Origin of the sequence: Streptomyces sp. NPDC050508, from assembly GCF_040655155.1 — a bacterium.
Taxonomy (GTDB): Bacteria; Actinomycetota; Actinomycetes; order Streptomycetales; family Streptomycetaceae; genus Streptomyces.
In genome coordinates, this window is sequence record NZ_JBFAJJ010000002.1 from 104506 (window position 1) to 130973 (window position 26468).

The window sequence follows — 26468 nt, forward strand, 5'->3', positions numbered from 1 at the left end:
TACGGGTCCGCTTCCTAGGAAGGGGTGAGTGGGTCGAACGCTGACCGTGGTACCTAAGCGACGAACCCGAAGGCGTTGCCGAGCACCACGAAGGCGGTCTTGCGGCCCACGCCGGGCAGCTTGACGAGGTCTTCGAGCCGGCCGGGCACTTCGCCGCCGAAGTCGGCCACCAGGGCCTTGGAGAGGCCTATCACCGACTTGGTCTTGGCCCGGAAGAACCCGGTAGGGCGGAGGATCTCCTCGACCTGCTCCGGGTCGGCGGCGGCCAGGTCCTCGGGGGTCGGGTACTTGGCGAACAGGGCCGGAGTCGTCTGGTTGACCCTCAGGTCGGTCGTCTGGGCCGACAGGACCGTGGCGACGACGAGCTGGAAGGGGTTCTCGAAGTCGAGCTCCGGGTGGGCGTACGGATAGATCTCGGCCAGTTCGCGATTGATCCGGCGGGCACGGCGGACGAGGGCGGTGTGCGACTCGGTCTTCGCACCCGCCGTGACCGTCGCCTTCTTCGCCGATACTTTTGTCACCTTTGCCGCTTTCTTACCGCCGTCAGGGCCCTGTTCGCCCACAGCGGAATCACGAGGTACAACCATCCGCCCAGCCCCCTTGGCCTGTGCTCTCACCGGCGATTTGGACACCCGGCCAGCCTAGAGCCCACCACTGACATCCGCCCCGGACCCCGAAGATCAGCCCCCAATTGGACCCCTGCCGCTTACCTCGGGACACCTGTGCGGCATCCTTGTGACAGATCACACTGTTTGGACGGTCCAGCAAAATGGGGAGCACGGTCCCCTGGTACCAAGGGGGAGCACCATCCCCTGAGCAGGTCGACAAGGAGAGAACTCGTGGACGACGTTCTGCGGCGCGCCCCGCTCTTCGCGGCGCTCGATGACGATCAGGCCGCGGAGCTGCGCGCCTCCATGAGTGAGGTGACCCTCGCGCGCGGGGACTCCCTCTTTCACGAGGGCGACCCCGGCGACCGGCTCTACGTGGTCACCGAGGGCAAGGTGAAGCTTCACCGCACCTCCCCGGACGGCCGCGAGAACATGCTGGCCGTCCTCGGCCCCGGCGAGCTGATCGGCGAGCTGTCGCTGTTCGACCCGGGCCCGCGTACGGCGACAGCCAGCGCGCTGACCGAGGTCAAGCTGCTCGGCCTCGGCCACGGCGACCTCCAGCCCTGGCTGAGCGCCCGCCCCGAGGTGGCCTCCGCGCTGCTGCGCGCGGTCGCCCGCCGACTGCGCAAGACCAACGACGCGATGTCCGACCTGGTCTTCTCGGACGTCCCCGGCCGCGTGGCACGCGCTCTGCTGGACCTCTCGCGCCGCTTCGGCGTGCAGTCCGAGGAGGGCATCCACGTCGTGCACGACCTGACGCAGGAGGAACTGGCCCAGCTGGTCGGCGCCTCCCGCGAGACGGTCAACAAGGCGCTGGCCGACTTCGCGGGCCGCGGCTGGCTGCGCCTGGAAGCACGCGCGGTGATCCTGCTGGACGTGGAGCGGCTGGCGAAGCGCTCGCGCTAGTTTTCGTAGTTCGTACTTTTCGTACGTGTGGAAGGGCCTCGCTCGGCGGCGGGGCCCTTCGCGTATCACCAGGGGTGGGGATGTACGAGGACAAGGCGTCGGATTCGGCCTGGAAACACTCCTGGTGGCGAAGATCGGCGCGCCGACTGTGGAGAACGCCCGACGCGACGGGCGACCTCGGCGGAAAGCCACTGGGCCTGTGGCTGACGGACGACACCGTCGTCGTCGCCCGCGTCGACGGCGTACAGGCGTTCCGGGCCACCACGGGCCAACCGCTGTGGACCTGGCGGCCACCCGGCGACCAGGTCGTCGGCCTGGTGTCCGCCGACGCCGTGGACGGCGTGGGGGTGGTGATGCACTACGACGACGGACGCCGGGACGCGAAACGCGTCGGCCTCACCTCGCTGGCGATCGGCACGGGCGAGGTCGTACGCCGCCGGAAACAGGACGCGGCCCCCCTCGGGCACCTCCCGGCCAAGGTCGCCATCGGCGGGGGACTCATCGCGACGACCGGCGAGTCCTGGAAGGACTGGGAGACGCGGCCGGTGATGCGCGCCCTCGACGTGGACACGGGCGAGATCCGGTGGAAGTACGACGTCACGGACGCGCGCGTGGAGTGCGTGTCCGTCCTCAGCGCGGACCCGTTCGTGGCGGTCCTGAAGACACGCGGCGCGCGCGGCGGGCACCGGCTCCTCTTCCTGGGCGACGGCGGTACGGAGGGCGTGACGCTGGCGCTGCCGGACGGCTACGAGCGGTTCGGCGAGCGGGTCGCCGTGACCGGTGACGTCCTGGTGGTGGGCCTGGTCCCCCGGGACAGGGCAGAGCTCGACCGGGGCAACCGGCTCGGGGCGTACTCCCTCTCCTCGGGCGAGCTCCTGTGGGAGTGGCACGGCAAGGAGACCTACCAGGACGCCGTCTTCGCCCACCGCGGCCGGCTGCTGGTCGTGCACGAGTACGGCGGTCGCCTCAGCGTGCTCGACTCCGCCGACGGCCGGGTGGTGACCGGCCGCAGGCTGCGCGGCACCGCCTTCGACCCGCTCGTCGCCGCGTCCGGCGACCTGGTCGCGGTGGGCTGTGAGGCCGGCGACTACAGCCACGGGTTACGGATGTTCCGCTGGAGATGACCCCGTTGGGCGATCGCAAAAGCGCTCCCCGGGGACCCGTCTCCCGGCACAGTGACCCCATGCCCGAAACGGTCCACCACAGAGGACTCGACGCCCAGGGATGCATCGAGCGCGAGGGCGCCCTGGGACGGATCCCGCACGCCTTCCGGCCGGTCGTCACCGCCGCGCGGGACCGGCTGATCGACCTCTACGGGGGACGCCTCGACAGCACGTACCTCTACGGGTCGATCCCGCGCGGCACCGCGCGCGTGGGGCGCAGCGATCTGGACCTGCTCGTGGTGACCCGGCAGGAGCCGACCGAGGAGGACCGCTCCGCGGCACGGAGCCTCGGCGAGGCGCTCGACAAGGAGTTCCCGGAGATCGACGGGGTCGGCACACTGCTGTACGGCCGGACACGGCTGCTGAGCGAGCCGGAGACGTACGACCTGGGGTGGTTCCTCGCGTGCCTGTGCACACCGCTGCTCGGGGAGGACCTCGCCGAGTACCTGCCCCGCTACCGCCCCGACTCCCTGCTCGCCCGGGAGACGAACGGTGACCTGGCGCTGCTGCTCCCCCGCTGGCGCGAGCGCATCGCCACGGTCCAGGACACGGACGAGGCCCGGCGCCCCCTGGTGCGCTTCATGTCCCGGCACCTGGTCCGCACCGGCTTCACGCTGGTGATGCCCCGCTGGAACGGTTGGACCAGCGACCTCGGGGAGATGGCCGGGGCGTTCGGCGCGTACTACCCCGAGCGGGCCGAGGAGATGCGCGCGGCGGCCGTCCTGGGACACGAGCCGACGGGCGACGCGGGCGTCCTGCGGTCGTACGTCGACGATCTGGGCCCGTGGCTGGCCGAGGAGTACGCGCGCGTGCACGGCGTGAAGGCCCCGCGCCCTGACGACATCGCCTAGATCAGGCCGTGTTCCTTCAGGTAGTCCAACTGGGCCCGCACGGACAGTTCCGCCGCCGGCCACAGTGAGCGGTCGACGTCCGCGTACACGTGGGCGACGACCTCGGCCGGGCTCCGGTGGCCGTTCTCGACGGCCGTCTCGATCTGGGCGAGCCGGTGGGCGCGGTGGGCGAGATAGAACTCGACCGCACCCTGGGCGTCCTCCAGGACGGGCCCGTGGCCCGGCAGGACGGTGTGGACGCCGTCGTCGACCGTGAGGGACCGCAGCCGCCGCAGCGAGTCCAGGTAGTCGCCCAGGCGGCCGTCAGGATGCGCCACGACGGTCGTACCGCGCCCCAGGACGGTGTCTCCCGTCAGGACGGCCTGATCGGCCGGGAGATGGAAGCACAGGGAGTCTCCGGTGTGCCCGGGCGTCGACACGACGACCAACTCCAGGCCGCCGACACGGATCACGTTCCCGGCGGCGAGACCCTCGTCCCCGAGACGCAGCGCCGGGTCCAGCGCGCGGACCTTGGTGTCCGTCAGCTCGGCGAAGCGGGCGGCGCCTTCGGCGTGGTCGGGGTGCCCGTGCGTCAGCAGGGTCAGGGCGATCCGCTTGCCCGCCTTCTCGGCCGTGTCGACGACGTTGCGCAGATGCCCCTCGTCCAACGGCCCCGGGTCGATGACCACGGCCAACTCGGAGTCGGGCTCCGCGACGATCCAGGTGTTCGTCCCGTCCAGGGTCATCGCGGACGCGTTGGGCGCGAGAACGTTGACGGCGCGCACGGTGGCGGGACCGGTGAGTACCCCGCCACGTGGCTGGCCGGGGAGGGCGGCTGCGTCGGTCATGCGGAGGCTCCACCGGTCGAGAGGTCGGTCGGGATGTGCTTCGTGAACTCCTCGTGGCCCGGCCAGGACAGGACGATCTCGCCCTCCTCCAGGCGGGCCCTGGCAAGGACGGGTGTCAGATCGCGCTCCGGGGCCGACGACAGCGCCTCGGCCGCGGTGCCGCACGGCACCAGCTGACGCAGGGTCGCGATGGTCGGCGGCATCATCGTCAGCTCGCCCTTGTCGTACGCGGTCGCCGCCTCGCCGGGGGCGATCCACACCGTGTGGTCGGCCTCCGTGGAGGCGTTGCGGGTGCGCTGGCCCTCCGGGAGAACGGCCACGAAGAACCAGGTGTCATAGCGGCGGGTCTCAAACTCCGGGGTGATCCAACGGGCCCATGCGCCCAGCAGGTCGGAGCGCAGGACCAGGCCCCGGCGGTCGAGGAACTCGGCGAAGGACAGGTCACGGGCGACCAGGGCGGCGCGGTCCGCCTCCCACTCGGCGCCCGTGGTGTCGCCGACCACCGAGTCGGGGGTCGGTCCGGCGAGCAGGACGCCCGCCTCCTCGTACGTCTCCCGGACCGCCGCGCACACGATCGCCTGGGCCGCCGTCTCGTCCACGCCCAGCCGGTTCGCCCACCACGCGCGCGTGGGGCCCGCCCAGCGGACGTGGAGGTCGTCGTCGCGCGGGTCGACACCGCCGCCCGGATACGCGTACGCGCCCCCGGCGAAGGCCATGGAGGCGCGTCTGCGCAGCATGTGGACGGCGGGACCGGTGCCGGTGTCCTTCAGGAGCATCACGGTGGCCGCCCGCCTGGGCACGATCGGCGTGAGCGCGCCCTCCGCGAGCGCCCGGATCCGCTCGGGCCACTCCGCCGGGTACCACTGACCGTTCGCCATGGGCGGAGGCTATCCCGTAGTGCGCGGATGTTCGAGAGGCAACAACACGCACCCCAGGACGGCGATTACGGCCGGTCGCGCACTCCGGGACAGCGATTACGCCTGGGTCAGCTCCACCTGGATCTCGACCTCGACCGGGGAGTCCAGCGGCAGCACCGCCACGCCGACCGCGCTGCGCGCGTGCACGCCCTTGTCGCCGAGGACCTCGCCGAGCAGTTCGCTGGCGCCGTTGATGACACCGGGCTGGCCGGTGAAGTCGGAGGCCGAGGCGACGAAGCCGACGACCTTCACCACGCGTGCGATGCGGTCCAGGTCACCGATGACGGACTTGACGGCCGCGAGGGCGTTCAGCGCGCAGGTGCGGGCCAGTTCCTTGGCCTCCTCCGCAGTGACCTCACCACCCACCTTGCCGGTGACCGGAAGCTTGCCGTCCACCATGGGCAGCTGACCGGAGGTGTACACGTACACCCCGGACTGCACGGCGGGCTGGTACGCGGCGAGCGGCGGGACGACCGCCGGCAGGGTCAGACCGAGCTCGGCCAGCCGGGCGTCGACGGCGCTCATGCCTTCTCCCGCTTGAGGTAGGCCACCAGTTGCTCGGGGTTGTTCGGCCCGGGCACGACCTGGACGAGCTCCCAGCCGTCCTCGCCCCAGGTGTCCAGAATCTGCTTCGTGGCATGGACGAGCAGCGGCACAGTCGAGTATTCCCACTTGGTCATGCGGCCGACTTTAGCCGCTGCGAACCGACCGTCCGTGGTCGCGTTGTCCACAGCCTCTGGCTTGGTTCGGGCGCGGACTGGTTAGGCTCGAAGGCGTGAGCAGGCTCCAGGTCGTCAGTGGCAAGGGCGGTACCGGCAAGACCACGGTGGCCGCGGCCCTCGCGCTGGCCCTGGCCACCGAGGGGAAGCGGACGCTTCTCGTCGAGGTCGAGGGTCGCCAGGGCATCGCGCAGCTCTTCGAGACGGAGACGCTGCCCTATGAGGAGCGGAAGATCGCCGTCGCTCCCGGGGGCGGGGAGGTGTACGCCCTGGCCATCGACCCCGAACTGGCCCTTCTGGACTACCTCCAGATGTTCTACAAACTCGGCAGCGCGGGCCGCGCCCTGAAGAAACTCGGCGCGATCGACTTCGCGACGACGGTCGCGCCCGGCCTCCGGGACGTCCTCCTGACCGGCAAGGCCTGCGAGGCCGTACGCCGCAAGGAGAAGAGCGGACGGTTCGCCTACGACTACGTCGTGATGGACGCGCCGCCCACCGGCCGCATCACCCGTTTCCTCAACGTCAACGACGAGGTCGCCGGGCTCGCCAAGATCGGGCCGATACACAATCAGGCGCAGGCGGTGATGCGGGTGCTGAAGTCGCCGGAGACGGCCGTGCACCTGGTGACGCTCCTTGAGGAGATGCCCGTCCAGGAGACCGCGGACGGCATCGCCGAACTGCGGGCGGCACGGCTGCCGGTGGGCCGGATCATCGTGAACATGGTGCGGCCCGAGGTACTGGACGCGACCGACCTCGATCTCGTACGGGCCGTACCCCGCACCGCCGTCGCACAGTCGCTGTCCGCCGCCGGGCTCGGCGGGGCGCGGCGCGGCGGCAACGCCGAGAAGCTGGTGGATCCGCTCCTCGCGCAGGCCGAGGAGTACGCCGAGCGGTACGCCCTGGAGCACGACCAGCGGGCCGTGCTCGGCGCCCTGGACCTGCCGCTGCACGAACTGCCGTTGCTCGCCGAGAGCATGGACCTGGCGGGCCTGTACGAACTCGCCACCGAGCTGCGGAAGCAGGGGATGTCATGAGTCCGGACCCGGCCCGCCCGGAGGACACCGCCCGCCCCCACCACATCTCCCACGCGCGCGTGCTCGACGTGGACCCGCTGCTCGACGACCCGGAGACCCGGATCGTGGTGTGCTGCGGCTCGGGCGGGGTCGGCAAGACGACCACCGCGGCGGCGCTCGGACTGCGGGCCGCCGAGCGGGGCCGCAGGGTCGTCGTCCTCACCATCGACCCGGCTCGGCGGCTCGCCCAGTCCATGGGCATCGACTCGCTGGACAACACCCCGCGACGCGTGAAGGGCGTCGACGGGGACGGCGAACTGCACGCCATGATGCTCGACATGAAGCGCACCTTCGACGAGATCGTCGAGGCGCACGCGGACCGCGAGCGGGCGGCGGCGATCCTGAACAACCCCTTCTACCAGTCGCTCTCGGCGGGCTTCGCGGGCACGCAGGAGTACATGGCGATGGAGAAGCTGGGCCAGCTGCGCGCCCAGCACGACTGGGACCTGATCGTCGTCGACACGCCGCCGTCCCGCTCGGCGCTCGACTTCCTGGACGCGCCGAAACGTCTCGGCTCGTTCCTGGACGGCCGGCTGATCCGGCTGCTGACCGCCCCGGCGAAGCTGGGCGGACGGGCCGGGATGAAGTTCCTGAACGTCGGCATGTCGATGATGACCGGCACCCTGGGCAAGCTGCTCGGCGGTCAACTCCTCAAGGACGTCCAGACGTTCGTGGCCGCGATGGACACCACCTTCGGCGGCTTCCGCACGCGCGCGGACGCGACGTACAAGCTGCTCCAGGCACCCGGGACGGCGTTCCTGGTGGTCGCGGCCCCGGAGCGGGACGCGCTGCGTGAGGCCGCGTACTTCGTGGAGCGGCTGGCGGCCGAGGACATGCCGCTGGCCGGTCTGGTGCTCAACCGGGTCCACGGCAGCGGAGCCGCCCGGTTGTCGGCCGAGCGGGCGCTCGCCGCCGCGGAAAATCTTGAGGAGCCCCGCATTGTCGATCAGGTGGGCGGGAAAGCTGGACTTCGTAACTCTCCCGACACGTACGGCAGTTCAGAATCCCCCGGTTCCCAGGCAGCAGCTCGTGACGAAGGCTCCCCCGCCGCCACGGACGACGAGCGACCCGCCGACGAGCTATCCGTCGACCAACTCACCGCAGGGCTGCTGAGACTGCACGCCGACCGGATGCGGCTGCTCTCCCGCGAGCAGCGCACACGTGACCGCTTCACCGCGCGCCACCCCGAGGTGGCCGTCGCCGAAGTGGCCGCGCTGCCCGGCGATGTGCACGATCTCGCAGGGCTGCGGGACATCGGGAACCGACTCGCGGCCGGTCGGCCGGAGCTGCCCGAGACGAAGGTCTGACGCGGACCTCCGGGCGCGTACCCCCGGGGATCGCCCGGGGTCGGCCCCGAAGGGACCGGTGGGCCTCAGCCCACCGCCGCGTAGTTCTCGTAGATCTCGTCGTCGTCGAGGGGGATGATGCCGACCCCTCGTTCGTACTCGATGCGCGCGGTCTCCAGTAGCCGGCGCCATGAAGTGACAGTGGGCCGCCTGCGCAGCAGTGCGCGGCGCTCCCGCTCCGTCATTCCTCCCCACACGCCGAATTCGACGCGGTTGTCGAGCGCATCGGCGAGGCACTCCGTGCGTACCGGACATCCGGTGCACACTGCCTTCGCCCTGTTCTGCGCTGCTCCTTGAACGAACAGTTCATCCGGATCGGTAGTGCGGCAGGCCGCCTGCGCACTCCAGTCGGTAACCCAGCCCATACCGGCGCCGTCCTCTCCCGAATCGAGGCTCCCCCACGGCGGCAGCGGCATATTCACCGCCGCCAGTTGAGGACGTTACGGAAGGTGGGCACAGCGCAACACCCCCTTCGGGCCCAATCTTGAATGGCCCGAACGGACTATGCGTAAGCGGCAGATCACCCGGGGGAGTGAGGTGACGACATGCGTGACTTTCCCGGGCGAACCAGGACAGTTGACATGCGCCACAACGGGCACCAGGTGACACAGGAGGCGGATTCGGACACGCCCCCGACAAAAAAACAGGGAACGACCGGAACGATTCGGGGTCGCCGGACGTATTGATACGTGACCGCTCTGCTGTGACAGTTGAGAGCAGCTTAGGCCAAGGCCTATACACGTGTCCGGCGAATGAGAACGTAGGCTGCCCCCATGCCAAAAAAGCGCTCGGGTGGTGGTCTGTCCCCTATGCAGCAGGCCGCCAAGTTCCTCGGTGTCAGTGTGCTCGCCGGTGCCGTCATGGCCGGAATCGCGATGCCCGCGGCCGGCGCGCTGGGGCTCGCGGCCAAGGGGTCGGTCCAGGGATTCGACGACATCCCGGACAGTCTGAAGAGCCCTCAGCTGAGCCAGCGCACCACGATCCTGGACAGCAAGGGCAACCAGATCGCCTCGGTCTACTCCCGTGACCGCACGGTGGTGGAGCTCAAGGACATCTCGCCGTACATGCAGAAGGCGATCGTCGCGATCGAGGACTCGCGCTTCTACCAGCACGGCGCGATCGACCTGAAGGGCGTCCTGCGCGCCCTCAACAAGAACGCGCAGAGCGGCGGAGTCTCCCAGGGAGCCTCCACGCTCACCCAGCAGCTGGTGAAGAACTACTTCGTCGAGGAGGCCGGTGACGACCCGACGAAGGTCGCGCAGGCCACCCAGCAGACGCTCGGCCGCAAGGTCAAGGAGCTGAAGTACGCGATCCAGATCGAAGAGAAGCTCGGCAAGAAGAAGATCCTTGAGAACTACCTCAACATCACCTTCTTCGGTGAGCAGGCCTACGGCGTCGAGGCCGCGTCCGAGCGCTACTTCTCCAAGCACGCCAAGGACCTGAACCTCCAGCAGTCGGCGCTCCTCGCGGGTATCGTCCAGTCGCCCACGCGCTACGACCCGATCAACGACGAGGCCGAGGCCAAGAAGCGCCGCAACACCGTGCTGGCCCGCATGGCCGAGGTCGGCGACATCTCCAAGGCGGAGGCCCTGGCGGCCGAGAAGACCGACCTCGGCCTGAACGTCAGCCAGCCGAAGAACGGCTGCATCACCGCGGTCAAGGGCGCCAGCTTCTTCTGCAAGTACGTCGAGAAGGTGTTCCTGAGCGACCCGGTCTTCGGCAAGACCAAGGAAGCCCGCGCGCAGATCTGGAACCAGGGCGGCCTGACGATCCGTACGACGCTGGACCCGCAGGCGCAGGACTCGGTGCAGGCCTCGCTCAAGGACCACATCTACAAGTCGGACTCGGTCGCCGCGGCGGCCACCCTCGTCGAGCCCGGGACCGGCAAGATCCTCGGGATGGGCCAGTCGAAGCCGTACGGCTACGGCAAGAACGAGACCGAGTACAACTACTCGGTCAACGCCGACATGGGCGGCTCCAACTTCGGCTTCCCGACCGGTTCGACGTTCAAGCCGTTCGTGGCGGCGGCGGCGCTGGAGCAGGGCCTGCCGGCCACCCAGCAGTACCCGGCGCCGTACTCGATGGACTACCCGAGCCCCGTCTCGACCTGCAGCGGCAAGAACTGGGTCAACACGGACGGCGCGACCGTGGAGAACGAGAGCGAGTCGGAGAAGGGTCCGTACGCGCTGAAGGAGGCGATGGCCAAGTCGGTCAACACCTACTTCGTGCAGATGATCTCCGACATCGGTCTGTGCCCCGTGGTGAGCATGACCAACAAGCTCGGGGTCGTGCAGGGCAACGGCGACAAGATCCCCGAGGTCCCGGCCATCGCGCTCGGTTCCAAGGGCCTCTCGCCGCTGACGATGGCCACCGCGTACGCGGCCTTCGCCAACGAGGGCACCTACTGCACCCCGATCGCCATCGAGTCCATCACCCAGAAGGTGGGCAACGAACAGAAGTCGCTCGCCGTCCCCAAGTCGACCTGCTCGCGGGCGATGAGCAAGAAGACCGCCGACACCGTCAACACCGTGCTGCGCGGCGTGGTCGACTCCGGCACCGGCCAGGAGGCCGGCCTCACCGACCGCGAGAGCGCCGGCAAGACGGGTACGACTGACTCCCGCAAGAACGCCTGGTTCGTCGGCTACACCCCGAACCTCGCCGGCGCGGTCTGGGTCGGCAGCGCCAAGCAGAACGTCGAGATGACCAACATCACCATCGGCGGCGTCTACCACTCCGAGGTCTACGGCGCCGACACCCCGGGCCCGATCTGGAAGGACGCCATGTCCGGCGCCCTGGAGGGCAAGCAGGCCGAGTCGTTCCAGCTCGTCAACATCCCCGACCCCACTAAGGACAAGGGCAAGGGCAACGACGGCGGCAAGAACGGTGACAACGGCGGCACGACCACCACCGGCACCACCACCGGCACGACCGACGGCGGCACCACCCCCACCCCGACGTTCTCCTTCCCGGACGGCTTCATCCAGGGCACGACGAACGGCGGCAACAACGGCAACGGGAACGGCGGCACCAGGGGCTAACTCCCCCGCGGCCAGCCGCCTTTCCGCTCTTTCGGCTACGACGACGGGGGCGCCCCCTTCCACAAGGGGCGCCCCCGTCGTCGTGTCCTCGTGTCGTCGTAGAGAAATGGGTTTCTCCGGACGGCCGGTTCAGCCGGCGAGGAGCTTCTTCACCACGGCGGCGACGCGACCGCCCTCGGCCAGGCCGGCCACCTTCGGGTTCACGATCTTCATGACGGCACCCATGGCACGCGGCCCCTCGGCACCGGCCGCCTTCGCCTCCTCGACGGCCTGGGAGACGATCGCGGTCAGCTCCTCGTCACCGAGCTGCTTGGGCAGGTACTCGGCGAGGATCTCGCCCTCCGCCTTCTCCTGCGCGGCCTGCTCGGGGCGACCACCCTGCGCGAAGGCGTCCGCGGCCTCGCGGCGCTTCTTCGCCTCCTTGGTGATCACCTTGAGGACCTCGTCGTCGGAGAGCTCACGCTTCTCCTTGCCCGCGACCTCCTCCTTGGTGATCGCGGTGAGCGTCAGCCGGAGGGTCGAGGAGCGCAGCTTGTCGTGCGCCTTGATCGCGGTGTTGAGGTCTTCCTGCAGCTTCGACTTGAGCGTGGTGGTCATGGGTTTGATTCTCGCAGGTGCGCAACCGGCTCCGCCCGCCGATTTACCGGGCACCGGCCGACGGGGCGTCAGGCGTGTCAGGCGTGTCAGTGGGGTCTGACACGATGGAGGCATGCGCGCGCGATACGGAGTACCCCTGGGAATTGCGGCGGCGGGCGCCGCCGGTGTGGTCTACGCGGCGGCCTTCGAGGTCCGCTCCTTCCGCCTGCGCCGGGTGACGGTCCCGGTGCTGCCCGCCGGGATGCGCCCGCTCAGAGTCCTCCAGGTCTCCGACATCCACATGGTCGGCGGCCAGCGCAAGAAGCAGCGCTGGCTGCGCTCGCTGGCGGGCCTGCGCCCCGACTTCGTGCTCAACACCGGCGACAACCTCTCCGACCCGGAGGGCATCCCGGAGGTCCTGGACGCGCTCGGCCCGCTGATGGAGTTCCCGGGCGCGTATGTCTTCGGCTCCAACGACTACTACGGCCCCACGCCCCGCAACCCCGCCCGGTACCTGTTCGAAAAGACCGCGGGCCGCCACGGTCTGAACGGCAACCCGCCCGTCGTAGGAGCCGTCCACAACCCGTGGGAGGACCTGCGGGACGGCTTCGACGCGGCGGGCTGGCTCAACCTGACGAACACGCGGGGCACGTTGAAGCTCGACGGCGCGTCGGTGGAACTGACCGGCGTCGACGACCCGCACATCAAACGCGACCGGTACGCGCGCGTGGCCGGCGGCCCGTCGGACGACGCCGACTTCTCGATGGGCGTGGTGCACGCGCCGTATCTACGGGTGCTGGACGCGTTCGCGGCGGACGGCTACCCCCTGATCCTCGGCGGCCACACCCACGGCGGCCAGCTCTGCATCCCCTTCTACGGCGCCCTGGTGACGAACTGCGACCTGGACACGGACCGGGTGAAGGGTCTGTCCACGCACACGGCGGAGGGCCGGACGTCGTACCTGCACGTGTCCGCGGGGTGCGGCACGAACCGGTACACGCCGGTGCGGTTCGCTTGTCCGCCGGAGGCGACGTTGCTGACGTTGGTGGGGCGGGAGTAGGGAGTACGGGGTCGGGGTCGGCCGGCGTACCTCATCCAGCCCACCCGTATCGCCCCATTCGTCCCCGCTGCCTAGCGTGAGGGCATGACCGCCCCGATACCCAGGGACATCCCGGACCTCCCCGCGGTACCCGGCATGCCCGCGCTGCTCGCCTCACCCGTTCCCGCCACCGCGGTGGTGGCCCCGTACCGCCGCCCGCTGACGGCGGCGTACCGACTGCTGGTCGCGCTGGCGGCGACAGCGGCGGTGACCGTCGACCTGTTCCTCGGCAGCCCGATCCGGGTGCTGACCTACTTCACGATCCAGAGCAACATCCTGCTGGCCCTGGTCATGATCGCCACGGCTCGCCGGGCATGGACGGCCCGCCGCCCCCTCTCCCCCCTGGTCACGGGCGCGGCACTGCTCTACATCACGATCACCGGCCTGGTGTACCACCTGATCCTGGCGCACGCGTCGAGTCCGTTCGCGATGACGGGCGGGTCCCTCTCGGGCTGGCAGGCGGTGACGAACCAGGTCCTGCACACGGTGACACCGATCGCGGCGGTGATCGACTGGCTGTTCCTGACCGCCCCCGGCCGACTGCACCTGCGGATGGCCGCGACGTGGCTGCTGTACCCGCTGACGTACCTGGCGGTGTCACTGGGCCGAGGCGAACTGATCCTCCCCGGCACACCGGGCCGCTACCTCTACTCCTTCCTGGACGTCGAACACCACGGCTACAAGAGCGTCCTCGGCAACGCCCTCCTCCTCGGCCTCGCCTTCTACGCCCTCTCCGTCCTCCTCGTGGCCCTCGACCACGCCCGCCCCAACCCGATCCACCACCGCGCCAAAACCGGATTTCGTCTCTAGCCAGCGGTGGGCTAAAGTAAACGACGTCGCCGCGATGAGCAGTAACACCGGCAAGATGAGTGGCGACATCGGGGTGTAGCGCAGCTTGGCAGCGCGCTTCGTTCGGGACGAAGAGGTCGTGGGTTCAAATCCCGCCACCCCGACAGCTAGACACCAGGTCAGGCACGGTGCTGAGAGATCAGCACCGTGCCTGATTTGCGTTGCAGGCCCATTTTGGGAGCCATTTGGGAGCCGACTTCGGGGAGTAGCTCCCCGGTGGCTCCCAGCGAGTGGCATTCCGCCTTCGGGCGTGCCGTGCGCCGCATGTGCCCCGGGAGCGTCATCCCCACGGCTTGTGCCGAGGAGCCCACAGACGGTACGACGATCGCCATGCACCCTTGGTCTCCGTTAAACGACCGGCAGCTCGCGCTCCTCGCCCGCATCGAGGGTGGAAGCGATCCCGTCACGTCGGACAGCCCCGAGCTCGCTCTTACCGCCCGCGCGCTCAAGGAGCGGCGCCTGATCACCATGCCCAAGCAGAGTGGGAAGTGGCAGGCGGAGATCACTGACGCGGGACGTTTCTACCTGGAGCACGGCCATCATCCGGACCGGCCTGAACCAGCTCCGCGTGGGCGGCATCCAAGAGTTTCTGAGCCAGAGGTACGACCGGCCCCTCCAACGCAGGAGCAAGCCACGGCATCGCCCAAGACGAAGCAGGCGCCGCAGCGCGCAGTGACGCCCCCACGGTCGACGCCGGCGGAAATCGGCGCCGCTTTGATCGCGGAAGTGCAGCAGGCTGGGCGTTTCCTCCGGATCCCGAACCCTAGCGACGGGGAACGGGCCCGCTACCGCAGGGCATTCGACGCAGCCCGGCAGTGCGCCCCCGAGGGATACAGCCTGAAGTACAGCGGGCGGGCGAAGGGGGACTTCTTCCTCGGTCTGCTCAGAGTGACCGGCGAGGACGAGACCGAGTGGAACCGGATCCGGCTGGCGCGCAGCCGTGTGATCACCGACGTCGAGGACGTGATCGCCACGGTCAGTGCGGACCACAGCGCCTTCGAGATCTCGGAGGAGGTCCTCCCCCGGGTGCTCTCACTGCTCCGGCTCCTGGCTGAACAAGCTCTCGCCCGCCACGGCGAGATCGCGGTGTCCAAGAAGCGCAGGCAGCCGAGGCCGCTGCTCACCGTCCACGGCAGGACGTACGAGGTCGGCTTCCGCGAACGGCAGAAGCCGGTCCGGTACGTCCCCAAGCAGCCGGGCCGCCGTACGTACGACTGGCAACGTGTCACGCCGGCCCAGAAGTTCGAGCCGTCCGGCGAACTGGAACTGCTGGTCGACCAGCAGTCGGGCTACAGCTACGGCTGGAAGAAGGAATGGGCCGACACGGTCAAGAAGCCGTTGGAGGAGCAGATCGGTTCGGTCTTCCGGGCGTTGAAGGCTCGCGCGGAGGAGCAGGAGCGGGCTCGGCTGGAACGTGAGGCCGAGCAGCAGCGCCTGCGAGAGGAGCGGGAGCAGCAGGAGGCTGAGCGCAGGCGCCTGGAGACGGAGCGGGAGGAACGCGAGCGACATGAGTGGGAGGCCGCAGTAAGTTCGGCTTCGGTCAAGGCAGTTCACGCGGTACGGGCCGAGCACTTCAGCACGGCCCTTGATCAGTGGCGGGCCGCGGATGAGATCCGGGCGTTCTGTGCTGCGCTGGATGAAGTCGCCGCCGCGTCGGAAGACGTCCTCGAAGTCGAGAGGCTGCGTGAGTGGTCGGCTTGGGGGAACACGGAGGCCGATCAGCTCGACCCCACGACGAACGGCAAGGGCCTCGCCGCCCGTGACTTCAACGTGGAGCCGACGAAGAAGCAGCTGCGACCGTTCCTCGACGGCTGGCACCCGGACCGGCCGGAGAAGGAGAAGCCTCCGGCGCAGCCAGCGCCTCCCAAGCCGGAGACAGACCCGTGGCGCGGCGTCATCGACGCACATCAGGATCAAGGCTGGAGATATGGACGCCAAGGTCGCGCTCAATGGTGGAGGCGATGACGCCGTGGCCGCGATCGCGTAGAGCCTTGACCGCCTTCTCGACCAGCTCTCCGAGCCGGATGACCTCGGCGCGTAGGGCAACCAACTCATCGTAGCGGTCGGCCTTGTCCTGGCCGCACCACGCCCGGACGGTTCGCAGAACGGCCGCCTCCGCGTCCAACTTGCGCTCGTCCCGCCGACTGTAGGAGTACCAGGAGGGCTGGGCACGCTCCTGCTCGATGTCCCGCTGCTTGCGGTCCACCTCCGGAAGGATCTCGTCGGCGAGACGGCCGGCCACGTGGCGGGCGATGCGCTCGGTGACCGGCCACCCGGCCAGGCACATGCCGTGGCGGTTCTCAAACACCATGGTGTCGCCGCGGAGTTCAGAGGCGTCCATGCCGATGAGCAATGCCGTCTCGTCGAGGCGGCTGAGCTCCAGAACGCCTGCGTCCGCCACCGTTCGGCGCAGGCGCAGCCTGTTCTTCGGGCGGACGAAACCGAGGATCATGCGCGCGGCCTCGAACTCCGTGCTGCCCCGAACATGGCGGGATGCCTCGACCAGGGCCAACTCCGCCGCGTCGTCCGCGCGGAACGTATCGGCATCCGCCCACGGTGCTACGAGAGAGCCGGAACTGACCCACTCCTGCAAGCCGGCGGCATCGCCTTCGAGAAACCGCACGTGGATCCAGCCGGACCTGCCAGGGCCGCCCACTCGAACGACCTCCACCTGGCGGACCGCGCTCCCCAGATCCTTCGGCCTCGCGCGGTAGGCCCAGTGCTCGCCCATCTCCATGTGCCTATTGAGCCAGGTCTGTTGACCCCGTCACTGGGCATTCGCTCTAACTGCCGGAGCGAGCAGACCACCCTGGGTCGACGCTGTTTCACGAGGCAACGGCGCTCTACAGGCACGCGTGACTCCTGCGTGCGCACAGGAGTTCGCCGAGTACGCGCACTGGTGGAGTCGGGCTCATCGCCAGGCAGACGTCGATGGCCGTCTCCCACTGCAGCGCAGCCTTTGGCGTCGATGCTGATCTCGTCCATCAGGACGCGATCTTGGCCAAGCCCGGACCGGGAAGGGCCCTCGGCGGCTGGCTGACCTTGGTCTTGGCGATGGCCGACGAAGCCGAACTGGCTGGTCGTGCTGGTTGCGTGGCTTGTCTCCGGGCCTGTATGGCGCGCGAGGCACGAGAGCGTGGGTTGCACGGTCGAGGGCCGTAGTAGCGCGGTAGGGCTGATTCAAGCGGTCGCGGAAATCCGAGTTCGTAGCGGCATCGCGCGACGGATTCAAAAGCCGGTACCCGAAAAGTCGCAGGTCAGGTGGCGCAAATAGGGACGGCGAGCGGCAGATCCTTAGAGGGCACCACCGAGGCTGTCGGCAAATTCGCGAGAACTCGAATCGGCTCCCCGCACGGTGCACCCTCCTCTGTGTCCGGGGGCGCCACCGGACACAGCCAGCGGACTTGCGCGGCTAACTCCCCGCCGGTCCAAGGTCCCTTCACCCATTCACCGCGTGCTGTCGCACGCACAAGAAACGAAGGTTTTCCATGTCCACCACAGACGGCCACTCGGATGACCAGCAGCCGCACGGAACACCGCCGACCGAGGCGCACATGCCGGACGAGACCCCCGCGGAACACCCGCGCTCACGGAGCGCCCTCGCCTGGGCCACGGTCGGGCTGTCCGCAGCCTTCTGCACCACCGGTGTGGTCCTCTCTCTGACCGGCCACGAGGGAGCAGGCATCGCCCTCATCGCCGCCGGATCCTTGGAACGAGGCGTCAGCACCCGGAAGTAGGGCAGGGGCGCGGCGCGGACCTCCGCTGCCGGACTCACCCCGTCCGGCAGCGGGGCCCAACCGCGTCTAGGCAACGCCATGGAGAGCGAGCCTGCGCGATTGCAGAAGCTCGTTGAGCACGCGCACCGGCGACGCCGGGCACAGGGCCAGCCGGGCGTCGAGCGCCGTCTCCCATTGCTCGGTCAGTCCGAGCACGAGGCGCTTGCGCATGCCAACGGTGACATGGGCGTAGCGCGCCGACACCGAGCCGTCGATGTGGCCCATGCGCTCGTCCATGAGGACCTTCTCCGTGCCGAGGTCTTCCATCATGGTCCGGTGGGTGTGGCGCAGGCCGTGAGGTGTGAGGCCCTTGGCTATCGGCAGCCAGCAGGCGTCGGCCCGGTCGCTGGCGCCGCGTCCTCGGGTCGGGACGCCGGGCCACGGCTCGCCGAGCAGGGGTACGGGGCGGGCTTCCTGTAGTGCCTTCTTCGGGTACCAGCCGGACACCGCCGGCGTGAACAGCCACGTCGCGAAGCCGTTTCGGCGCCAGTGGGCTACGTGCTGCGGCACCGCGCCGCCCCGCACGAACCCCAGGTCCGCGATGGCCTGTTCCACCCTTACTCGCTTGGCTTCGGTGACACGGTCGGGGTGGTTGAGGACGTTGGACACCGTGCCCATTGAGACTTCGGCACGGCGTGCGACATCGACGAGTTTCGCGCCCTGGCCGCGGAAGACGTAGGTCTTGCCGTGACACGGGCAAGGTTTCGGCTTGGTGCGGGCGACGTGGTTGGCGACCAGGCCCGACAGCCAGTCCGTTGCGTCGATCTTGCGGTAGCTGTCGTCCTTGGGCGGACAGCGCACGAGCTCGCCGGTGTCGAGTTCGTACAGCTGCCACTCGACACGGACGGAGCCTGGGCGGGCGAACTCCGTCTCCAAGCCGACGATTTCGCCCCAGCGCATGCCGGTGTACCCCTTGCTTCGAGTTTGGACAGAGCATGGGAAGAGCCGCGCACACGGTGGCAATCGCCGTGCCCAGGCCCACCAGGCCACCATGTTTGTTGTTCTGGCGGTACTCGATGCGATGCAGGCCCGACGTTGCGATGGCTGCCACTTCGAGCGGCCGGCTGAGCTGCTTGGTGTCGTTGGTGATGACGACGTTGAAGCCCTCGGCTTTGGCCCTGGCGTACAGCTTGATGTCCTTCGTGCCCGTCCAGTCCTTGAGCTCGTGGACATGGATGACGTCATGAGCCTTCAGCAGGATCCGGACGATCTCGGCCATGGGGCGGGGCACGTTCTCGTCGAGCAGCAGTTTCAAGCGACGACCTGCCGGGGCTCGCTGCTGCCGTAGCTGTCGACGTACTCGCTGAAGTCGGCCGCGTCACGGGCGGCTTCAGCCGTCACGCCTGGGTAGAACTCGCCGATCTGGTCTGGAGGGACGCCGTCCTTCAGGAGAGCAGCGACATCCGCTGCAGGGATCCTGGTGCCTTGGATGACCGGTTCTCCGCCTCGGACCGACTCATCGACCGCGACGTGCTCACGGGGCGTGAGCAGAGCGGGAATGCTGCGGCCGTCCTTGTAGAAGGGAGCGAGAACATCCACCATCTGGGCGACGACCACGTTGCCGCCCTTGATCAGGTCCACGGCGTAGTCGGGCTCGGCCAGGTAGATCGTGTCCGGGCCCGCGACGAGTTTGTAAGAGGAGAGGTGCTTCCACTCGCCCAGGTCTTCCCGGAGAGTGTTCAACGCACGGCGGATCTTCTGCAACGAAGCCTCTTCACGCATCTGTACGCAGATGCGGAGCGCCACAACGTCACGGAACGAGTAGAGGATCGGCCGCTCGCTGGAGATCTCAGGCACGAGCACGGCACCCTTGGGTCCGGAGGCTCGGCGCCAGTGGGACAGCTGGCGCAACGTGGCGCCGGAAAGAGCCGCGGCGAGTTTGGGTTCGTACGACACCGCGTGCCTCCTTCCGCCCCCATGGATACGCGCCTGAACGTACCCCGTTCTCCTAGAAGCCACTCGGAACGGAAGTCGAAGGGCCCGTTCAGGGTGGGCAGGGGGAAGGCCGACAGAGAAGCACACCGCCGAGCGCCGCTGTTCATCGCTCCGGTCGGTACTCGGCCCATGTCTTGAGCGTCTCGGAGACCCTGACCGCCCTCAACTCCGGAAATCGCTCGATCCAGAGGTCGAAGATCCATGTGGCCAGATTCTCGGCCGACGGAGAGATACCCCCCCCCATCGCCTCATTGAGGTGACGGTGGTCGAGGGTGTCGTCCATCCATTTCTTGAAGGCGTCGAGCTCGCGGTAGTCGCGGACGAAGCCTGCCTCGGTGAGGTCCTCGCGGCGGGCGGACAGTTCCAGCACGACGATGTAGTTGTGGCCGTGCATGCGGGCGCAGGGGTGCCAGCTCGGCAGCCGGTCGAGGACATGGCTGGCCGAGAAGTGGAACTCCTTGGTGATCGTCAGCATGGCGGCTCCAGTCTGCCACCTGCTGTCAGAACCCCTCCATGGCCGTCCAGGCTGGTCACTCGTCGATCCCTTCGCCTCGGAGGATCGCGCGGTTGAGGGGCACCTGCATGCGGAACCGGTCGCGCAGCGAGTCGTCAGTAACCAACTCCGCCTTGCGCGCGACCTCGCGCCGGGCCCGCTCCAGGAGTGCCTGTGTTTCCTCCCGTACGCCGGCGGCTGCCAGTACCACAGCGGAGTGGTACAGGACCTCCTCCGTACGGAGGGCGGGCATGTCCCCGACCTCGTCCAGGATGCGAACGGCCTGGCGGGCCTGCTCCTGGGCGCCAGCGGTGTCGCCTTGCCTGCACAGGATGCGGCTGCGCAGAGAGTGCGCGGCGATCTCGCTGCGGATCATGCCGCTGCGCCGGGTCTCGACGCAGGTGGCCACGGCCAGACGGCCGGCCTGCTCCAGGAACTCCCCGGACTCGTCAGCGGCGAGAAGCAAGGTCTCGGCGTACAGGTTGCGGACGATGGGGACTAGGTTGGCCAGCCAGGTCCGCTCTGTCTCCGCCCACGCGTCGGCGATCAGTTCCAGGGCCTGGTCACGTGTCGCCGGCTGTTCGACGAAGAGACGGGCGAGGAGTGCCTTGTTGTACGCGTGCCAGCCGCTGTCGCCTCCGCGGTCGGCCTCGAAGGCGAGAGCTTCGCCCAGGATCTGCTCGGCATCGTCGTAGGCACCGAGGCCCGTGTACACCTGCGCGAGGTAGTTGAGCGCTATGGGCAGCTCGGCCTTCAGTGGCTCGTCGCGCAGCCGCTGGACGCACCGGCCCAGCCGGGTCACCGCCTCGCTGAGGTGTCCACTGTCGAAAAGAGTGACGCCGAGCTGCATCTCTCCCAGATTGCGCGCGTGCTGGAGCACGGGATCACCGGTGCCGCCGAGGCGCGGATCGGAAGCGTACATGCGCTCCGCCTCCCGCAGCTGGGCCAGACCGTCGGCCAGCCGCCGCTTCGACACCTGCCGCCCGTACTCAACCCGGGCCACAAAGAGGGGCACCGGATCCCCGTTCTGCTCGGCCAGTTCCACGGCCGCGCGCAGTTTGTCCAGGGACGGCACCAAGCCCCGGGTCGCGAGGAGGGTCTTGCCGCGCAGCAGGGTCGTACGGATCACCAGTTCAGGTGTTCCACCGCGTCTGGCCGCGGCTTCGGCCTCGGCAGCCAGGGCGTCGATGTCCGGTCCGCCGGCCGGCTGGTGCTGGCCCCGCCAGCGCACCTCTGTCAGCGACAACAGCAGCTCCACGGCTTGGATGAGCCACCGGTCGCGGTTCTCCTCCTGCTCCGGCAGGTCCCGGACCGCCTTGATCACTTCTTCGCAGTGCCGCTCCGCCTCGGCGAAGGACAACCCTTCCATCGCGGCGTCCCGGGCGAGCCCGTAGTGCACCTCGGCCGACGCGAGCAGGCATTCGGTTCCGCCACCGCGCAGATGGCGGGCAATCTCCAGCCGTCGTTCCAGCGGCATACCGTCCAGTGGCGCAGAGGTGAGCGCCGCCGCGATACGGGCGTGCCGAGACCGCGTCTGCTGAGGGGTCTGCTGGTCGTACACCACGCCCCACAAGGCGCTGTGCTCGAAGCGATAACAGTCGGACGCATCCAGGCGTGCCCACTCAGGAGGTTGCGTACGCAGGATCAGCCGATGCTGAGCGGCCACGAGCCGCAGCCGCTCCATCACCTCTTCGTGCGGTACCCCCTTGACCGCGGCAACCGTACGCGACAGGAACATCTCACCCTGGGTCGCTCCGATCATGAGCAGTTCACGATCCAGTTCGGTGAGCAGTCGGAGCCGGTCCTCGACCACGCGCGACAAACTGCGCGGCAGTTCGACGGTGGGCCCTGTGTCCGGGCGCCACTCCTCCAGGCAGAGGGCGACGAAGACTGCGTGACCGGCGGTAAGTCGGCTCAGCTGTTCCGACAGAGCCGGCGGGGCATCCGGGTGCCGGGAACGCACCAACTCGGCGACCGCGTCCTGCGGTAGACCGTCCAGAACCCGCCGTCGCAGTAGTCCGTCCTTCGCCCAGTCGTGCAGTAGATCCTCGACCATGGATCCCGGCCCATCGGCGTATGCCCCGTCCGTGGTGTGGCTGAGCACCAGGCCGAGCGGCTCGCCGGGCAGTCGTCGCAGCAGCCGGTCGAGGACCAGCAGGCTGCTGGGATCGGCGTATTGGATGTCGTCGACGAGTACGACCGTGGGCGGACCCTGTCGAAGGAGATCCAGCAGAGCATCCACGATCTGTGTGGCCGCCCCCTGCTGGAAAGGCAACAGGCTGTCGAACGGCATTGATCCCGAGGCGAGGGATGCTTCCGCGACTTCCTTGCCCAGGGTGAACAGCGCGCCCAGCCCAGGCACCATCGCGGACAGCACCTCGGGCGCGGAGCGAACGACGCCCTGACCGGTGAAGTTCAGCAGCCGACGGAAGACGCCGGGCTGCTTGACCTCCTGGTCCCGGGCCAGTTGCAGGAGCAGGTCGACGATCGCTCCATAGTGCAGACCCGACCCGATCAACGGCTGGCACCGCACGGAGACGACTCGACGGGGAGCCGGCCCGCGAGAGACAGTGACCTCTGCTTCGAACGCCCGCAGCAGCGCCGACTTACCCATGCCCGAGACGCTGTCGACCACGATCGCCCGGCCACCGCGCCCTGCGGCCACGTCCTCCATCAGCGAGCGCAGTTCATCCATGTGCTCCACGCGGTCGACAAACCCGGTCCGCACCACAGTCTCCACCTCAGTCATCCGCCACAGAACTTCCGTACCCACAGCGCCACTTGCCGCCCACGGTAGATCATGTGAAGCGCGTCTCCCATGCGGCTCAATCATGGTGGCCGCCGAGATGTTCGGGCACAGAAGAGTGTTTTCGGCCAGCGGTTCGGGGTGTGACCGCGATGGGCGCGGAGGTACCCGTGCGCAACAGCCGTGTGTCGGATGCGATCTGCAGACCCACCTGAATCAGGCCAGGGGCCTGATCCTGTGAGTGGATCAGGCCCCTGCTGCCGCTGTTGCACGGTAGGGGGCGCATCGGCGTCTCGCGGTTGCGCGTTCGCGAATCCGGGGTCTCCGGTGCCGCCGTGTGTCACCTGCAGGCTGCTCGTCCTGTCTCGGCGCCGGGACTGGTCGAGAAGGCTGGGCCGGTCTTCCGTTACTTGGGCCGGTGTTCCGTTACTGAGGTGAGCTGACGCCCGGGGAAGGGGCTACGGCGTCGTCGAGCGCGACCTGGGGGACTCCTGCCCCTGGCCCTGGTGTGGGGCTGATCGTGTCGACCACGGGACTGATCGCGGTGTACATGCGCGTCGCCTCGGGTGTGTTCGGTCCCTTGAACCAGGGGTTGTACGCGTCTCGTTCAAGTTCCCTGAGATACTGGACGAGTTCCGTTCCGGTGAGTTCGAAGGTGTACACCTTGCCCTTGTGCCGCACCACGGTGACGTTGTCCAGACCGTCGTACGGCTTGGTGGCCTCCCAGATGTCCTTGGCACAGATGATCCGGAACCGAGTGACGCCTGCCGCCTTCAGGAGCCGCTTCTCGTGCCCCGACGGTGTCTTCCCGCTTCCGCACCCGACCAGGACCCCGAGTCCGGTGGCCATGACGAGGGCGGTCACGCAGGCCCGGCGTCGTCTCATACGGTCAGGGCCAGTTCGGCTCGCACGCGGTACGTGGCGACGCCGGTGGCGAGGGTCTCGGCGGTGAATCCGGTGCGGAAGGGCCTGCCGGGGGCGGGGCTGACCGACCCGTTCTTGGGGCGGTTCACGCCCACCGCACGGAGCATCTTCGTCAGCTCGGTGCCGAGCTGCTGCGTCCCCATGCCCAGGGCGGCGGCGAGGTCGGAGGTGTACATCGTGCCGCCGGCGCGGACGACCGTCTGGTGTGCCCTGGCCAGCAGAGGCGGGACCGCTGTGTTGGGTTCGGCTTCGCCGGAGGCCGTCGGCGTCGGGATGGCCGCTTCCGGCGCAGGTGTCGGCTCGGTGCTCGGGGCGTCGAGTTCCGGTGTGGGCCCGTCCGCGATCGGCTCCGGCCGACGCTCGGAGGGGACCGCCTCGCGCCGCTGCGACGGAAGCGTCGCCTCGGCGATCAAGGCATAGGTGTGGGCCACGGACGCGAGGGCTGCCGCGCCCTCGTCGTTTCCGCGGGCGAGCGCGGCTCGCGCCCTGCCGGACAGGTCATGGGCAACTTCTGCTGCGCTGAGGCAGGTTGTGTCGTTCACGCCGGAGGAAACGCGGCACCGAGGCGTCGGGAAACTGCCAAGTTGCCGAGCCATGTCGGGAGATGACCACATAGAAAGCCGTTCACATGATCCCACCAGCGAAGATGCGGCACTCTGGACAGAGAGCAGCCAGCACGGCTCGCGCTCGTGTTCACTCCCGTGCGCCTCCTCTGACATCCCCTCGGGTGACAGGTCGCGAGTATCCAATCAGGGTCTGTACCAACACCCCTTCGAATGAGGGTGACTTGGCGGACAGCTGGGTGACGCCGATTCGACGGTAGAAAGTTTCGTATCAAGGGCCTCACGAGCCTGCCCACGCCGTTTCGTATGCGCGGATCATTGTTCGACGAGGTGCCACTACGATCGCCGGTCATGGACTGGTTGGAGCGCACCGCGAAGCTGAGGCAGTGGACCAGAAGCGGGACCCGCGCTCCGCACAAGCCGCTGCTGTTCCTGTACGCGCTCGGCCGGTTCCAGCAGGATGCCGACGGCGAACTGCGGTACAGCACGGTGGAGAACGACCTCAGGCAGCTACTGGCCGAGTACGGCCCGGCCAACAGAACAACACCCGCCTACCCCTTTCACCATCTGGTGAGCGATGGCGTCTGGGAGGTGCGTACCGACCGCGGTCCGGGCAGTCCCGGCAGCGGCGTGCAGGAGCTGCGGGCCGTCGGAGCCGCAGGGCAATTGGCGCCAGAGCTGCAGGCGGCGCTGCGGCGCGAGCCGTCGCTGCTCGGCCGGATGGCACGAGTCCTGCTCGATCTGAACTTCCCGCCCTCACTCCACGGCGAACTGTGCGAAGCCGTCGGCCTGGAACTGGAGGCGGCTGAGACCGAACAGCTCCCGGCCGCGCGGAAACGGCGGGATCCACGGATGCGCGAGCAGGTCCTGACGGCCTACGAGTACCGGTGCGCCTTCTGCGGCTACGACGGCAGGATCGGCGCGGTACCGGTCGGGCTGGAGGCCGCGCACGTGCGCTGGTGGGCGTTCGACGGCCCCGACGACGTCGACAACGGACTGTGCCTGTGCTCGCTGCACCACAAGCTCTTCGACAAGGGAGTCCTCGGCATCGGCGACGAGCACCACATCCTGGTCTCACAGCGCTTCGTCGGCCACAGTCCCGCCGCCCGCGAGCACGTCACAGCGCTCGCCGGCCGCCCACTCATCGGTCCCCAACCGGGTGCCCGCCCCGTCGCGGCGGCCTACCGTTCCTGGCACACGAGCCAGGTCTTCCACGGCAGCCCACGCCCCGCCACAGCCGCCTGATCACCGAATTGCCGGGCACGGGTCGCTGGTAAGCAGCACGACACCAGGAGTATGGTGTCTTATATGGCGACGAAGAAGGTAACCGTGACGATTCCCGAGGATCTCCTTGACGAGATCCGCGCGGACGCGGCAGAGCGGGGCCTTTCGGCGTACGTCGCCGAGGCCCTGCGCTCCAAGCGCGACCGGGACCGGCTCCTGGAACTGGTCGACTGGCTGCAGGAAGAACACGGCCCCGTCACTGAGGACGAGCATGCGGCAGCCCTCAACGAGCTGGAGGAACTCGACACCGAACACCAGCGGCGCCGTGCCACCGGACAGCACAACGCCGGAGAAGCTGCGTGAAGAAACGCGCCGCTGAGCACCAACAGCGGCCTCTCCGTGTCTTCGTACTGGACTGTGAAGCCCTGTCCCTGGCAGTACGCGGCGACCGGAAGATGATCGCCTGGCTCGACCTCGCGGCGCGCGGGGAAGCCGAGGTGGTGACGTCCCCGATGACGCTCGTCGAGGCATACGACGGGAGGACGACCGAACAGCGCTGGGACTGGGTACTCTCCCGGCTCCAGGTCGTCGACATCGGGAAGGACGAGGCCCGCAAGGCACGCCGGCTCCTGGCCGACGCCAAGCTGCACGGCCACAAGTACGCGATCGACGCCGTACTCGCCGTCATCGCGCGACAGCAGAAGGGGCAGGTCACCGTCTTCACCTCGGACGTCGACGACCTGGAGAAGCTGGTGCCGGACACGATCGTCGTCAAGAAAGTGTGACCCGACCCGCCTCAGTAGGCGTGATCGGAACGACGTACCAGCGGGCACGG

Annotated in this window: 25 protein-coding genes, 1 tRNA gene and 3 pseudogenes; 14 read left to right on the forward strand and 15 right to left on the reverse strand. The window is 68.7% G+C overall.

Annotated elements, in window-relative coordinates; genetic code table 11:
* Positions 1 to 65: 65 nt before the first annotated feature.
* Positions 66 to 632 (reverse strand): annotated as a pseudogene (gene nth / locus AB0I69_RS05525) (endonuclease III); the annotation flags it as partial.
* 207 nt (positions 633 to 839) lie between these two features.
* Here nth and AB0I69_RS05530 point away from each other — a divergent pair.
* From AB0I69_RS05530 to AB0I69_RS05540, 3 genes are all read left to right on the forward strand, one after another.
* On the forward strand, positions 840 to 1514 hold the full coding sequence (locus tag AB0I69_RS05530; protein WP_019063754.1) for a Crp/Fnr family transcriptional regulator: 675 nt from the start codon (positions 840 to 842) through the stop codon (positions 1512 to 1514).
* Between the two features lie 80 nt (positions 1515 to 1594).
* On the forward strand, positions 1595 to 2638 hold the full coding sequence (locus AB0I69_RS05535) for a PQQ-binding-like beta-propeller repeat protein (protein WP_363094260.1): 1044 nt from the start codon (positions 1595 to 1597) through the stop codon (positions 2636 to 2638).
* A 59-nt stretch (positions 2639 to 2697) separates the two neighbouring features.
* Positions 2698 to 3528, forward strand: a complete 831-nt coding sequence (locus AB0I69_RS05540; RefSeq protein ID WP_363094261.1) for a nucleotidyltransferase domain-containing protein — start codon at positions 2698 to 2700, stop codon at positions 3526 to 3528.
* On the opposite strand, the gene AB0I69_RS05545 is transcribed toward AB0I69_RS05540, so the two are convergent.
* From AB0I69_RS05545 to AB0I69_RS05560, 4 genes are all read right to left on the reverse strand, one after another.
* Positions 3525 to 4355 carry an MBL fold metallo-hydrolase gene (locus AB0I69_RS05545; RefSeq protein ID WP_363094262.1) on the reverse strand — a complete coding sequence of 277 codons (831 nt, stop codon included), beginning with the start codon at positions 4353 to 4355 and terminating at the stop codon, positions 3525 to 3527. The two genes, AB0I69_RS05540 and AB0I69_RS05545, sit on opposite strands and share 4 nt — an antisense overlap.
* The gene (locus AB0I69_RS05550) at positions 4352 to 5233 is read right to left on the reverse strand and encodes an NUDIX hydrolase (protein ID WP_363094263.1); all 882 of its coding nucleotides are present in this window, start codon (positions 5231 to 5233) and stop codon (positions 4352 to 4354) included. The genes AB0I69_RS05545 and AB0I69_RS05550 overlap by 4 nt, the downstream gene beginning before the upstream one ends.
* A gap of 96 nt (positions 5234 to 5329) precedes the next feature.
* On the reverse strand, positions 5330 to 5797 hold the full coding sequence (locus tag AB0I69_RS05555) for a RidA family protein (RefSeq protein WP_363094264.1): 468 nt from the start codon (positions 5795 to 5797) through the stop codon (positions 5330 to 5332).
* Positions 5794 to 5952: a DUF4177 domain-containing protein gene (locus tag AB0I69_RS05560; RefSeq protein ID WP_019063748.1), complete on the reverse strand. Its 159-nt coding sequence runs from the start codon at positions 5950 to 5952 to the stop codon at positions 5794 to 5796. Before AB0I69_RS05560 ends, AB0I69_RS05555 begins: the two co-directional genes overlap by 4 nt.
* A 95-nt stretch (positions 5953 to 6047) precedes the next feature.
* On the opposite strand from AB0I69_RS05560, the gene AB0I69_RS05565 reads away from it, so the two are divergent.
* Both AB0I69_RS05565 and AB0I69_RS05570 read left to right on the forward strand, forming a co-directional pair.
* Complete coding sequence (locus AB0I69_RS05565; RefSeq protein WP_363094265.1) at positions 6048 to 7025, forward strand: ArsA-related P-loop ATPase; 978 nt, start codon at positions 6048 to 6050, stop codon at positions 7023 to 7025.
* The gene (locus tag AB0I69_RS05570) at positions 7022 to 8371 is read left to right on the forward strand and encodes an ArsA family ATPase (protein WP_363094266.1); all 1350 of its coding nucleotides are present in this window, start codon (positions 7022 to 7024) and stop codon (positions 8369 to 8371) included. The genes AB0I69_RS05565 and AB0I69_RS05570 overlap by 4 nt, the downstream gene beginning before the upstream one ends.
* 65 nt (positions 8372 to 8436) lie before the next feature.
* Here AB0I69_RS05570 and wblA read toward each other — a convergent pair whose 3' ends face one another.
* On the reverse strand, positions 8437 to 8775 hold the full coding sequence (gene wblA / locus AB0I69_RS05575) for a transcriptional regulator WblA (RefSeq protein WP_019063745.1): 339 nt from the start codon (positions 8773 to 8775) through the stop codon (positions 8437 to 8439).
* Positions 8776 to 9183: 408 nt separating this feature from the next.
* Here wblA and AB0I69_RS05580 point away from each other — a divergent pair, with 408 nt between their 5' ends.
* Positions 9184 to 11448 (forward strand): transglycosylase domain-containing protein, encoded by a 2265-nt coding sequence (locus tag AB0I69_RS05580; RefSeq protein ID WP_363094267.1) that lies wholly within the window; start codon positions 9184 to 9186, stop codon positions 11446 to 11448.
* Positions 11449 to 11577: 129 nt separating this feature from the next.
* On the opposite strand, the gene AB0I69_RS05585 is transcribed toward AB0I69_RS05580, so the two are convergent.
* Positions 11578 to 12045 carry a GatB/YqeY domain-containing protein gene (locus AB0I69_RS05585; RefSeq protein ID WP_363094269.1) on the reverse strand — a complete coding sequence of 156 codons (468 nt, stop codon included), beginning with the start codon at positions 12043 to 12045 and terminating at the stop codon, positions 11578 to 11580.
* A gap of 112 nt (positions 12046 to 12157) precedes the next feature.
* Between AB0I69_RS05585 and AB0I69_RS05590 the strand changes: the two genes are divergently transcribed.
* The 4 genes from AB0I69_RS05590 to AB0I69_RS05605 all read left to right on the forward strand — a co-directional run bounded on the left by AB0I69_RS05590 (position 12158) and on the right by AB0I69_RS05605 (position 15937).
* Positions 12158 to 13084: a metallophosphoesterase gene (locus tag AB0I69_RS05590; protein ID WP_363094270.1), complete on the forward strand. Its 927-nt coding sequence runs from the start codon at positions 12158 to 12160 to the stop codon at positions 13082 to 13084.
* A gap of 84 nt (positions 13085 to 13168) precedes the next feature.
* Entirely contained in the window at positions 13169 to 13933 is a 765-nt protein-coding gene (locus AB0I69_RS05595; RefSeq protein ID WP_363094271.1) for a Pr6Pr family membrane protein, read from the forward strand.
* A 69-nt stretch (positions 13934 to 14002) separates the two neighbouring features.
* Positions 14003 to 14076, forward strand: a tRNA-Pro gene (locus tag AB0I69_RS05600).
* A 622-nt stretch (positions 14077 to 14698) separates the two neighbouring features.
* Positions 14699 to 15937, forward strand: coding sequence for a hypothetical protein (locus tag AB0I69_RS05605; RefSeq protein ID WP_363094272.1), 1239 nt, complete (start codon positions 14699 to 14701; stop codon positions 15935 to 15937).
* Here the strand turns inward: AB0I69_RS05605 and AB0I69_RS05610 are convergent.
* Entirely contained in the window at positions 15867 to 16709 is an 843-nt protein-coding gene (locus AB0I69_RS05610) for a PE-PGRS family protein (RefSeq protein ID WP_363094273.1), read from the reverse strand. The genes AB0I69_RS05605 and AB0I69_RS05610 overlap by 71 nt on opposite strands.
* A gap of 751 nt (positions 16710 to 17460) precedes the next feature.
* Between AB0I69_RS05610 and AB0I69_RS05615 the strand changes: the two genes are divergently transcribed.
* A complete protein-coding gene (locus AB0I69_RS05615) occupies positions 17461 to 17709 on the forward strand; it encodes a hypothetical protein (RefSeq protein WP_363094274.1) in 249 nt (82 codons plus the stop codon).
* Positions 17710 to 17775: 66 nt separating this feature from the next.
* Here AB0I69_RS05615 and AB0I69_RS05620 read toward each other — a convergent pair.
* The 7 genes and pseudogenes from AB0I69_RS05620 to AB0I69_RS05650 all read right to left on the reverse strand — a co-directional run.
* Positions 17776 to 18663, reverse strand: a pseudogene (locus AB0I69_RS05620) (LacI family DNA-binding transcriptional regulator); the annotation flags it as partial.
* A gap of 154 nt (positions 18664 to 18817) precedes the next feature.
* A pseudogene (locus tag AB0I69_RS05625) lies at positions 18818 to 18967 on the reverse strand (hypothetical protein); the annotation flags it as partial.
* 32 nt (positions 18968 to 18999) lie between these two features.
* Positions 19000 to 19644, reverse strand: a complete 645-nt coding sequence (locus AB0I69_RS05630) for a DUF433 domain-containing protein (protein ID WP_363094275.1) — start codon at positions 19642 to 19644, stop codon at positions 19000 to 19002.
* 142 nt (positions 19645 to 19786) lie between these two features.
* Positions 19787 to 20158 carry a 6-carboxytetrahydropterin synthase gene (locus AB0I69_RS05635; protein ID WP_363094276.1) on the reverse strand — a complete coding sequence of 124 codons (372 nt, stop codon included), beginning with the start codon at positions 20156 to 20158 and terminating at the stop codon, positions 19787 to 19789.
* A gap of 55 nt (positions 20159 to 20213) precedes the next feature.
* Positions 20214 to 22925: an AAA family ATPase gene (locus AB0I69_RS05640; RefSeq protein ID WP_363094278.1), complete on the reverse strand. Its 2712-nt coding sequence runs from the start codon at positions 22923 to 22925 to the stop codon at positions 20214 to 20216.
* Positions 22926 to 23348: 423 nt separating this feature from the next.
* Positions 23349 to 23807: a hypothetical protein gene (locus AB0I69_RS05645; RefSeq protein WP_363094279.1), complete on the reverse strand. Its 459-nt coding sequence runs from the start codon at positions 23805 to 23807 to the stop codon at positions 23349 to 23351.
* Complete coding sequence (locus tag AB0I69_RS05650; RefSeq protein WP_363094280.1) at positions 23804 to 24388, reverse strand: hypothetical protein; 585 nt, start codon at positions 24386 to 24388, stop codon at positions 23804 to 23806. Before AB0I69_RS05650 ends, AB0I69_RS05645 begins: the two co-directional genes overlap by 4 nt.
* 372 nt (positions 24389 to 24760) lie before the next feature.
* Here AB0I69_RS05650 and AB0I69_RS05655 point away from each other — a divergent pair, with 372 nt between their 5' ends.
* The 3 genes from AB0I69_RS05655 to AB0I69_RS05665 all read left to right on the forward strand — a co-directional run bounded on the left by AB0I69_RS05655 (position 24761) and on the right by AB0I69_RS05665 (position 26418).
* Positions 24761 to 25654, forward strand: a complete 894-nt coding sequence (locus AB0I69_RS05655; RefSeq protein WP_363094281.1) for a phosphorothioated DNA-binding restriction endonuclease — start codon at positions 24761 to 24763, stop codon at positions 25652 to 25654.
* Between the two features lie 63 nt (positions 25655 to 25717).
* Positions 25718 to 25996: a CopG family transcriptional regulator gene (locus AB0I69_RS05660; protein ID WP_363094282.1), complete on the forward strand. Its 279-nt coding sequence runs from the start codon at positions 25718 to 25720 to the stop codon at positions 25994 to 25996.
* Positions 25993 to 26418, forward strand: a complete 426-nt coding sequence (locus AB0I69_RS05665; RefSeq protein ID WP_363094283.1) for a PIN domain-containing protein — start codon at positions 25993 to 25995, stop codon at positions 26416 to 26418. The genes AB0I69_RS05660 and AB0I69_RS05665 overlap by 4 nt, the downstream gene beginning before the upstream one ends.
* The last annotated feature ends 50 nt before the right edge of the window (positions 26419 to 26468 follow it).

Excerpts from the sequence above, each read along its gene's own strand:
- AB0I69_RS05545 (WP_363094262.1), bottom strand. The coding sequence starts at position 4,355 with ATGACCGACGCAGCCGCCCTCCCCGGCCAGCCACGTGGCGGGGTACTC.
- AB0I69_RS05550 (WP_363094263.1), bottom strand. The coding sequence starts at position 5,233 with ATGGCGAACGGTCAGTGGTACCCGGCGGAGTGGCCCGAGCGGATCCGG.
- AB0I69_RS05590 (WP_363094270.1), top strand. The coding sequence starts at position 12,158 with ATGCGCGCGCGATACGGAGTACCCCTGGGAATTGCGGCGGCGGGCGCC.
- AB0I69_RS05570 (WP_363094266.1), top strand. The coding sequence starts at position 7,022 with ATGAGTCCGGACCCGGCCCGCCCGGAGGACACCGCCCGCCCCCACCAC.
- AB0I69_RS05540 (WP_363094261.1), top strand. The coding sequence starts at position 2,698 with ATGCCCGAAACGGTCCACCACAGAGGACTCGACGCCCAGGGATGCATC.
- wblA (WP_019063745.1), bottom strand. The coding sequence starts at position 8,775 with ATGGGCTGGGTTACCGACTGGAGTGCGCAGGCGGCCTGCCGCACTACC.
- AB0I69_RS05635 (WP_363094276.1), bottom strand. The coding sequence starts at position 20,158 with ATGCTGACGATCACCAAGGAGTTCCACTTCTCGGCCAGCCATGTCCTC.
- AB0I69_RS05615 (WP_363094274.1), top strand. The coding sequence starts at position 17,461 with ATGTCCACCACAGACGGCCACTCGGATGACCAGCAGCCGCACGGAACA.
- AB0I69_RS05555 (WP_363094264.1), bottom strand. The coding sequence starts at position 5,797 with ATGAGCGCCGTCGACGCCCGGCTGGCCGAGCTCGGTCTGACCCTGCCG.
- AB0I69_RS05580 (WP_363094267.1), top strand. The coding sequence starts at position 9,184 with ATGCCAAAAAAGCGCTCGGGTGGTGGTCTGTCCCCTATGCAGCAGGCC.
- AB0I69_RS05640 (WP_363094278.1), bottom strand. The coding sequence starts at position 22,925 with ATGACTGAGGTGGAGACTGTGGTGCGGACCGGGTTTGTCGACCGCGTG.
- AB0I69_RS05645 (WP_363094279.1), bottom strand. The coding sequence starts at position 23,807 with ATGAGACGACGCCGGGCCTGCGTGACCGCCCTCGTCATGGCCACCGGA.
- AB0I69_RS05595 (WP_363094271.1), top strand. The coding sequence starts at position 13,169 with ATGACCGCCCCGATACCCAGGGACATCCCGGACCTCCCCGCGGTACCC.
- AB0I69_RS05585 (WP_363094269.1), bottom strand. The coding sequence starts at position 12,045 with ATGACCACCACGCTCAAGTCGAAGCTGCAGGAAGACCTCAACACCGCG.
- AB0I69_RS05610 (WP_363094273.1), bottom strand. The coding sequence starts at position 16,709 with ATGGAGATGGGCGAGCACTGGGCCTACCGCGCGAGGCCGAAGGATCTG.
- AB0I69_RS05560 (WP_019063748.1), bottom strand. The coding sequence starts at position 5,952 with ATGACCAAGTGGGAATACTCGACTGTGCCGCTGCTCGTCCATGCCACG.
- AB0I69_RS05535 (WP_363094260.1), top strand. The coding sequence starts at position 1,595 with ATGTACGAGGACAAGGCGTCGGATTCGGCCTGGAAACACTCCTGGTGG.
- AB0I69_RS05660 (WP_363094282.1), top strand. The coding sequence starts at position 25,718 with ATGGCGACGAAGAAGGTAACCGTGACGATTCCCGAGGATCTCCTTGAC.
- AB0I69_RS05655 (WP_363094281.1), top strand. The coding sequence starts at position 24,761 with ATGGACTGGTTGGAGCGCACCGCGAAGCTGAGGCAGTGGACCAGAAGC.